Annotated in this window: 8 protein-coding genes; 2 read left to right on the top strand and 6 right to left on the bottom strand. The window is 66.3% G+C overall.

From position 1 onward, the window contains the following. From AC1P6P_RS09915 to ccoN, 5 genes are all read right to left on the bottom strand, one after another. Nucleotides 1–651, bottom strand: a 651-nt coding sequence (locus tag AC1P6P_RS09915) for a 4Fe-4S binding protein (protein ID WP_481402280.1), incomplete at its 3' end; no start/stop codon positions are given. A gap of 52 nt (nt 652–703) precedes the next feature. Continuing rightward, complete coding sequence (gene ccoP / locus AC1P6P_RS09910; RefSeq protein ID WP_481402279.1) at nt 704–1618, bottom strand: cytochrome-c oxidase, cbb3-type subunit III; 915 nt, start codon at nt 1616–1618, stop codon at nt 704–706. After that, nucleotides 1599–1772 carry a cbb3-type cytochrome c oxidase subunit 3 gene (locus tag AC1P6P_RS09905; protein ID WP_481402278.1) on the bottom strand — a complete coding sequence of 58 codons (174 nt, stop codon included), beginning with the start codon at nt 1770–1772 and terminating at the stop codon, nt 1599–1601. Before AC1P6P_RS09905 ends, ccoP begins: the two co-directional genes overlap by 20 nt. Then, nucleotides 1769–2539, bottom strand: coding sequence for a cytochrome-c oxidase, cbb3-type subunit II (gene ccoO, locus AC1P6P_RS09900; protein WP_481402277.1), 771 nt, complete (start codon nt 2537–2539; stop codon nt 1769–1771). Before ccoO ends, AC1P6P_RS09905 begins: the two co-directional genes overlap by 4 nt. 12 nt (nt 2540–2551) lie before the next feature. Then, complete coding sequence (gene ccoN, locus AC1P6P_RS09895) at nt 2552–4231, bottom strand: cytochrome-c oxidase, cbb3-type subunit I (protein WP_481402276.1); 1680 nt, start codon at nt 4229–4231, stop codon at nt 2552–2554. A gap of 467 nt (nt 4232–4698) precedes the next feature. Here ccoN and AC1P6P_RS09890 point away from each other — a divergent pair, with 467 nt between their 5' ends. Next, nucleotides 4699–5580 (top strand): universal stress protein, encoded by an 882-nt coding sequence (locus AC1P6P_RS09890; protein ID WP_481402275.1) that lies wholly within the window; start codon nt 4699–4701, stop codon nt 5578–5580. Nucleotides 5581–5688: 108 nt separating this feature from the next. Here the strand turns inward: AC1P6P_RS09890 and AC1P6P_RS09885 are convergent, their stop codons facing one another. Continuing rightward, nucleotides 5689–6417: a helix-turn-helix domain-containing protein gene (locus tag AC1P6P_RS09885; protein ID WP_481402274.1), complete on the bottom strand. Its 729-nt coding sequence runs from the start codon at nt 6415–6417 to the stop codon at nt 5689–5691. Between the two features lie 259 nt (nt 6418–6676). Here AC1P6P_RS09885 and AC1P6P_RS09880 point away from each other — a divergent pair. Then, a partial coding sequence (locus AC1P6P_RS09880) for a sensor histidine kinase (RefSeq protein WP_481402273.1) occupies nt 6677–7266 on the top strand: 590 nt, incomplete at its 3' end.

Raw genomic sequence — 7266 nt, 5'->3', positions numbered from 1 at the left:
GCACATATAGATGCACACCTGCTCACGCATGAACCCGCCCAGCCAGAACGTGGTGAAGGTCAGCACCCCGACCGTGGCATAGGCGACCGGATCGGCGTGCCCGGTCCAGAACTGGTGGTGCAGCGTCGGCGCGTCGGCGAAATAGTAGATCCACGCGCCGCCGGTCATGAACGCGATCGACAGGTACACGTACCACTTGAACAGCCGCTTCGCGATCTTGCCCGCGGTCCATGGCGCCGCCTGGAGCTTGATCTGGGCATTGCGGTCGCCGTCGATCCAGCGGTCGATGTGCTGGAACAGGTCGGTCCACACCGTCTGCGGGCAGGCATAGCCGCACCAGGCGCGGCCGACCGCGGAGGTGATCAGGAACAGGCCGATCCCCGCCATGATCAGCAGACCGGCGACGAAGTAGAACTCCTGCGGCCAGATCTCGATCGCGAACATGTAGAATCGGCGGTGGGCGAGGTCGATCAGCACCGCCTGGTTGGGCGCATAAGGCCCACGATTCCAGCGCAGCCACGGCGTGGCGTAGTAGACGCCGAGCGCGACGATCATGATCAGCCACTTGATGCGGCGGAACTTGCCGTCGACCTGGCGCGGAAAGACGGACTTGCGCTTTTCATAAAGCGCGTGGGGGGTCTGGTCGTTCATGGCCGTTGTCCAGCCCGCCCCCCGGCGAAGGGGAGCGGACCCTTTCCCTTGGTTAGTGGGCCGCCGGGGCGGCCGCTGCGGCGGGCGAAGCCTCGCCACCGCCCAGCGAGTGGACATAAGCGGCGAGCATCTTGATCGTCACCGGATCGAGCTTCTGCCCCCACGCCGGCATCACCCCGGCATGGGCATTGGTGACGCTGGCGACGACGTCGGCATGCTCGCCGCCATAGAGCCAGATCGCGTCGGTCAGGTTGGGCGCGCCGAACTGGCGCTGGCCCTTGGCGTCGGGCCCGTGGCACGCCACGCAGTTGGCCGCGAAGATCGCCGCGCCGCGCTGCGCCGCCGCGCCCGCCGGCTCGAGCTTCGACAGCGAACGGACGTAGCTCGCGACATCGTCGACTTGCGCCGGGGTCAGGATGCCGTCGTGGCCGAAGCTCGGCATCAGGCTCATGCGGGTGGCATCGTCGCCAGGCTGGCGGATGCCGTGGGTGATGGTGGTCTGGATGGTGGCGAGATCGCCGCCCCACAGCCAGTCATCGTCGTTGAGGTTCGGATAGCCCTTCGATCCCGCCGCGCCAGCGCCGTGGCAGGGGACGCAGTTGACGCGGAACGCCGCCTTGCCGCCGGCCACCGCCGCTTTCATCAGCTCCGGATTGCCGGGCAGCGCCTCGATCGGCGTGGCGGCGAGCGCCGCCCTCACCCCGGCCTTTTCGCCCCTCGCCTTGTCCATTTCCCGGGCAAGGTCGCCGCGGCTGCTCCAGCCCCACAGCCCGCGGGTGCCGTGGTCCGCCAGCGGGATCGCCGGATAGACAACGACATAGCCGATCGCGAACAGGATGCAGGCATAGAAGGTCAGCAGCCACCAGCGCGGCAGCGGCGTGTTGAGTTCCTCGATCCCGTCCCATTCATGGCCGACGGTCTCGGTGCCGGTGGGCTCGTCGATGCGCTTATTGGCCATCGTTCTCATCCTCGAAGATCATGCGGGCAGCCGCATCGTTGATCCGCCTGGCGCCGGGCCGGAACGGCCAGGCGACAAGGACCACGAAAGTCGCCACGGTCAGCACCAAGCCCCAGGTGGCGGTGAAGTCGCGCACGGCGACGTAAGTCAGGGCGTCGATCACCGGCCCTTCTCCTTCACTTCCTTGGCGAGCTGCTCCTGCGCGGCCGCGCTCTCGACATCGACCATGGTGCCCAGCACCTGGAGATAGGCGATCAGCGCGTCCATCTCGGTCAGGCGCGCGGGGTTACCGTCGTAGTCGCGGACCTGCGCCTTCGGGTAACGCTTCTGCAGCTCGGCGGCGGCGCCGTTGGCGTCGGCCTGGAGCTTCAGGTCGTCGTTCGCCTTCTCGATCTGCTCCTTCGAGTAAGGAACGCCGGCATGGTACAGCGCGGTCAGCTCGGCGGTCATGTCGCCGGCCTTGAGGTCGTTCTGCGCCAGGAAGGCGTAAGGCGGCATCACCGATTCAGGCACGACCGAACGCGGATCGGTCAGGTGCTGGACGTGCCAGCTGTCCGAATAGCGGCCGCCGACGCGGGCGAGGTCCGGCCCGGTCCGCTTCGAGCCCCACTGGAACGGATGGTCGTACATCGATTCCGCGGCGAGGCTGTAGTGGCCATAGCGTTCGACCTCGTCACGGAACGGACGGATCATCTGGCTGTGGCACAAGTAGCAGCCTTCACGGATGAAGATGTCGCGACCGGCCTGTTCGAGCGGGGTGTAGGGGCGCATGCCCTTCACCTTCTCGATGGTGTTGTCGATCCAGAACAGCGGCGCGATCTCGACGATGCCGCCGACGATGACCGCCAGGAAGGCGAGCACGCCGAGGATCGTGACATTGCGTTCGATCTTCTGGTGGCGCGTGAGAACGCCGGGTGTTGCAGTAGACATTGGCGTTCCCCCTCAGGCTGCGTTGCTGACCAGCGGCCGGTCACGAGCGTGATCGTAGGCCGGTACGTACATCGGCGCTTCGTCGCGCTGGTGGCCCAGGATGGTCCGCCAGATGTTGATGGTCATGAACACGCCGCCCGTCAGGTAGAGCAGGCCGCCGAAGCAGCGCAGCACGTACATCGGATGGATCGCGGCAACGGCATCGGCGAACGAGTTCACCAGATAGCCGTCGGCGCCGTATTCGCGCCACATCAGGCCCTGGGTGACACCGGCAACCCACATCGACGCGGCATAGAACACGATGCCGATGGTGGCGGTCCAGAAGTGCCAGTTGACCATGCGCATGCTGTAGAGGCGCTCACGGCCCCACAGGCGCGGGACCAGGTAGTAGAGCATCCCGAAGGTGACCTCGCCGTTCCAGCCGAGCGCACCCGAGTGCACGTGGCCGATCGTCCAGTTGGTGTAGTGCGACAGCGAGTTCACCGACTTGACCGACATCATCGGACCTTCGAACGTGCTCATCCCGTAGAACGCCAGGCTGGTGACGAACAGGCGCAGGATCGGATCGGTGCGCAGCTTGTCCCAGGCGCCGTTCAGCGTCATCAGGCCGTTGATCATGCCGCCCCACGAAGGCATCCACAGCATCACCGAGAACACCATGCCCAGCGTCTGCGCCCAGTCGGGCAGCGCCGTGTATTCGAGATGGTGCGGACCCGCCCAGATGTAGAGGAAGATCAGCGCCCAGAAGTGGATGATCGACAGCCGATACGAATAGATCGGGCGTTGGGCTTGCTTCGGCACGAAATAGTACATCATCGCCAGGAAGCCGGCGGTGAGGAAGAAGCCGACCGCATTGTGGCCGTACCACCACTGGAACATCGCGTCCTGGACGCCGCCCCACAGGATCACCGACTTCGACGACAGGAGCGAAATCGGGATCGCGGCGTTGTTGCCGAGATGCAGCATCGCGATGGTGAGGATGAAGGCGAGGAAGAACCAGTTGGCGACGTAGATATGGGGCTCTTTGCGCCGCATCAACGTCCCAAGGTACACGAGCAAATAGGTGACCCACACGACGGTCAGCCACAGATCGACGTACCATTCAGGCTCTGCGTATTCCTTGCCGTCGGTGACGCCGAGCAGGTAGCCGGTGCCGGCCAGCACGATGAACATCTGATAGCCGAGGACGACGAACCACGGCGCCAAGTCGCCGGCGAGACGGGCGCGACTGGTGCGTTGCACGACGTAGAACGAAGTCGCCAGCAAGACGTTGCCGCCGAAGGCGAAGATGACCGCCGAAGTGTGCAGCGGCCGCAGGCGGCCGAAGTTGAACCACGGCGCGAGGTTCAGCCAGGGATAGGCCAGCTCGAAGGCGATGTAGATGCCCACCGCCATGCCTGCGACGCCCCAGAACAGGGCGGCGAGGGTGCAGAACTTGACCGGCCCGAAATTGTAGTTGGGCTTGCCGTCGATCTCGAGCGGCGGCATCGCGGCGGGGCGCGCCGAGTAGCGCTGGAAAATGGCGAACACGCCGGCCGCGGCGGCCACCACCCCAAGCGCCATATGAAACGCGAACGCCGGTTCGATCGTCTTGGCGGCGATGTAGAGGCAAAGCAGGGCGACGACAGCGAGCACCGCTATCAGTCCGACCTCGCCGCCGCGCATCGACTTGCTCGTCGTGACCGCCTGCATGTGAAACCCCCTGCCCCTAATGGCGAATCCTCCCCCGACACTGGGCGAAGGCCTTTCGCTCGTCTTGATTCAGGTCAAGCTCGCGGCCGGAGTCCTGCACGGCCGCTGCCCTCGCGCTTTAGCTTTGGCGCCCGGATGCGTCTACCCCGACACGAGAATGACGAGCGTCGACGGAGCATCGCGGCGGCGTCCCGCACATATGCAGAATTGCAGGGAATTCCGCCGATGGTCGCCCTGCGGCGAGCGCCGTGCAAAGTCGACCCTGTGACGGTGTGTCGCAGCATGAGTGAGCCGTTTCGCCTTCTGTTCGGCGGATTTCTGGCGCGGCGAGCTGCGACGAATTGACGGCTTGACCTATGTCATACGGTCCCGGCTCCCCTGCGCCTAGCTTTCCTGGCGTTGAAACAAAGACGTGCGCGTCTCTCGTCGTCGCGTGCGCCGCAGGGACCCCGGGGAGCATCCTGGCCATGGCGGCCGTGGAAACGACGATTGCCAAAGACTGCGCGATTTTGGGCTACCGCGACGTGCTCGTGTCACAGGACGAGAGCGACGCCGCGGTGCACGCGCTGGTCTATGCCGACATGCTGTGTTCCGCTTTCGGCGGGCATCTCACCGGGCTGATGTTCGGCCTGGTGCCGTTCTATCCAATGTCGGCGGCGAACGCGCGGGTCCCCGAAGCCTGGATCCACGCGCAGCGCCAAGCTAGCGAAGAGGCCGAACAGTCCGAGCGACGCATCAAGGCGATCTACGGCAAGCTGGCGTCGCGCAACGAACTCAGGCGGGTCGACGCCTTCGAGCAGGAGGCCGGGCAGATTTGCGCCCGTCACGCGCGCTGCGCCGACCTCACCGTGCTCGGCTGGTCGCGCGACGGCGGCTCCGATCTCGAGCGCGCGGTGTTCGTCAGTTGCCTGTTCGAATCCGGCCGGCCACTGCTGGTCGTGCCGGCCGCCTACGCCTTCCGCGGCCTGCCGCAACGCGCGCTGGTGGCCTGGGACGGCAGCCGCGAATCGAGCCGGGCGCTGCACGAGGCGCTGCCGATCCTGCGGCAGACGCGGTTGACCCGCTTCGTCGCGGTCGATCCCGACGACGCGGCCGACGGCGGCTCGCTCGACCCGACCGCCGAGATCGCGCGCCACCTCAGCCGCCACGAGATCGCCGTCGAATCGCGTCGCGCCCACAGCCGCGGCCGCGATGTCGCGACGACGCTGGCGGAGGAGGCCGACCACTTCGGCGCTTCGCTGCTGGTGCTGGGCGGCTACGGCCATTTGCGCGCCACGGAATGGATTCTCGGCGACACGACGCGCGGCTCGCTGGCTCTGGCGCGCACGCCGATGTTGTTCGCCAACTGACGAGGGAGAGCGGCGCCGCGGTCGCGGCGCGCGGCCAAAAAAAACGCGGCCACCGGCCGCGTTGAGAGCATTTGCGCGACCAGCTGGCCGCGCCGAAAACCGCCCCTCTCAGCAGAGGGCGCGGGCGGAGCGGATGGGCGCGTCGCGATCGGCCGAAGCGAGTCGCTCGAGCAGGTCGGGGCGGAGAATGTCGACCCGGCGGGTGGTCGGCAACGCCACCAATCCCTGCGCCTTGAGGTGGGTGAAGGTGCGGCTCACGGTTTCGATCGTCAGACCGAGATAGTCGGCGATGTCCTGTCGCTGCATGGCGAGTTCGACCGACGCGGCGCGCCGGCCGCGCGAGCGGCCGCTCAGCATCCACAGGAACCAGGCGAGTCGCTCTTCCGCCGAACTCCGCCCGACCATCGTCATGTGGTCGACGGCGTGGGCGAGCGCGCGGGTGACGTTGTCGAACACGGCGTTGTTGAAGTGCGGGTCGCGGCTCATCCGCGCCTTGCAGACCTGGCGCGACAGCGCCGCGACGGTGCCGGCGTTGACCGCCTCGATGGTCAGGCCATGGGCGTCGTCGGGCTCAAGGCCGCACATGTCACCGGGCATGTAGAAGGCGAAAATCTGACGGCGGCCGTCGCGGGTCACTTTCACCGCTCGAAAGACGCCGCGGACGACGAGAAAGTAATTGTCAGTCGGATCGCCTTCGCCGACCACCTCCTGCCCGGGCGCATAGCTCACGATCACCGCTTCGCTGTAAGGGAAGCTCGAGGTCGTTGCCTCGGCAAGATTGAGTCCCTCCCCCGCCGCTTGCAGGGCCTGAACTCTGGGACGGACTGCGACGTTCATTTTTGACTCCGCCTTTGTGTTTTCGCGGCCAGACGTTTGACCGAAATCAAGGCGCGGCGCCATTCTCCAGATGCCCTAACGGCGACCTATGCCAAAAGGCCTATTCCGTTCCAAGCCCTTGTCAATCCCCGGCTTGCTGCGCAGATATGGGCTTTCATGCGGGACCGCCGACGGGACGCCGCCGCCAATGAACAAGCCCCAGCTTCCGTTTCACTGCCTCGGAATGGAGCGCACGACGCGCTTTCTCTGCGACGCGCAGATGCTCAATATAATGGCCGATGGCCTGCCGGGGATTGTCGCATATTACGATGTAGATCTGGTTTGTCACTTCGTCAACGCCACCGTCGAGGCGTGGACCGGCGCGCCCGCGTCCGCCTTCCTCAACCGCAAGCTCGGCGAGGCCGACCAGGATTTCGCCATCGCCGCCAGGCCGGGAATCGAGCGCGCGCTGGCCGGCGCCCACGCCGAGTTCGAGGCCCCCGCCGACTTCGCCGGCGGCATGGTCAATGTCGTGCGCGGCTTCGCCTATCCCGACCGCGACCACAACGAGCGCGTCCTCGGCTGCTTCGTGCTGCTGCTCGACATCACCCGCGAGCGCGCTTTCGAGGCGCAGTTGCAGGGAGCGCGCGACGAGGCGATGGAGGCGATCCGCTCCAAATCGCGCTTTCTCGCCGCGGCGAGCCACGACCTGCGCCAACCGTTGCATGCGATGACCTTGTTCGTCAGCGCGCTGTCGCGCCGTCTGGGCGGCGGCGAAAGCGGCGAGTTGGTCGCCAACCTCGACAATTCGCTGCGCTCGCTGCGCGCGATGATGGACACCCTGCTCGACATCTCCAAGCTCGACGCCGG

Source organism: Rhizomicrobium sp., assembly GCF_056722145.1.
This window is presented reverse-complemented; position numbering and strand designations above follow the sequence as displayed.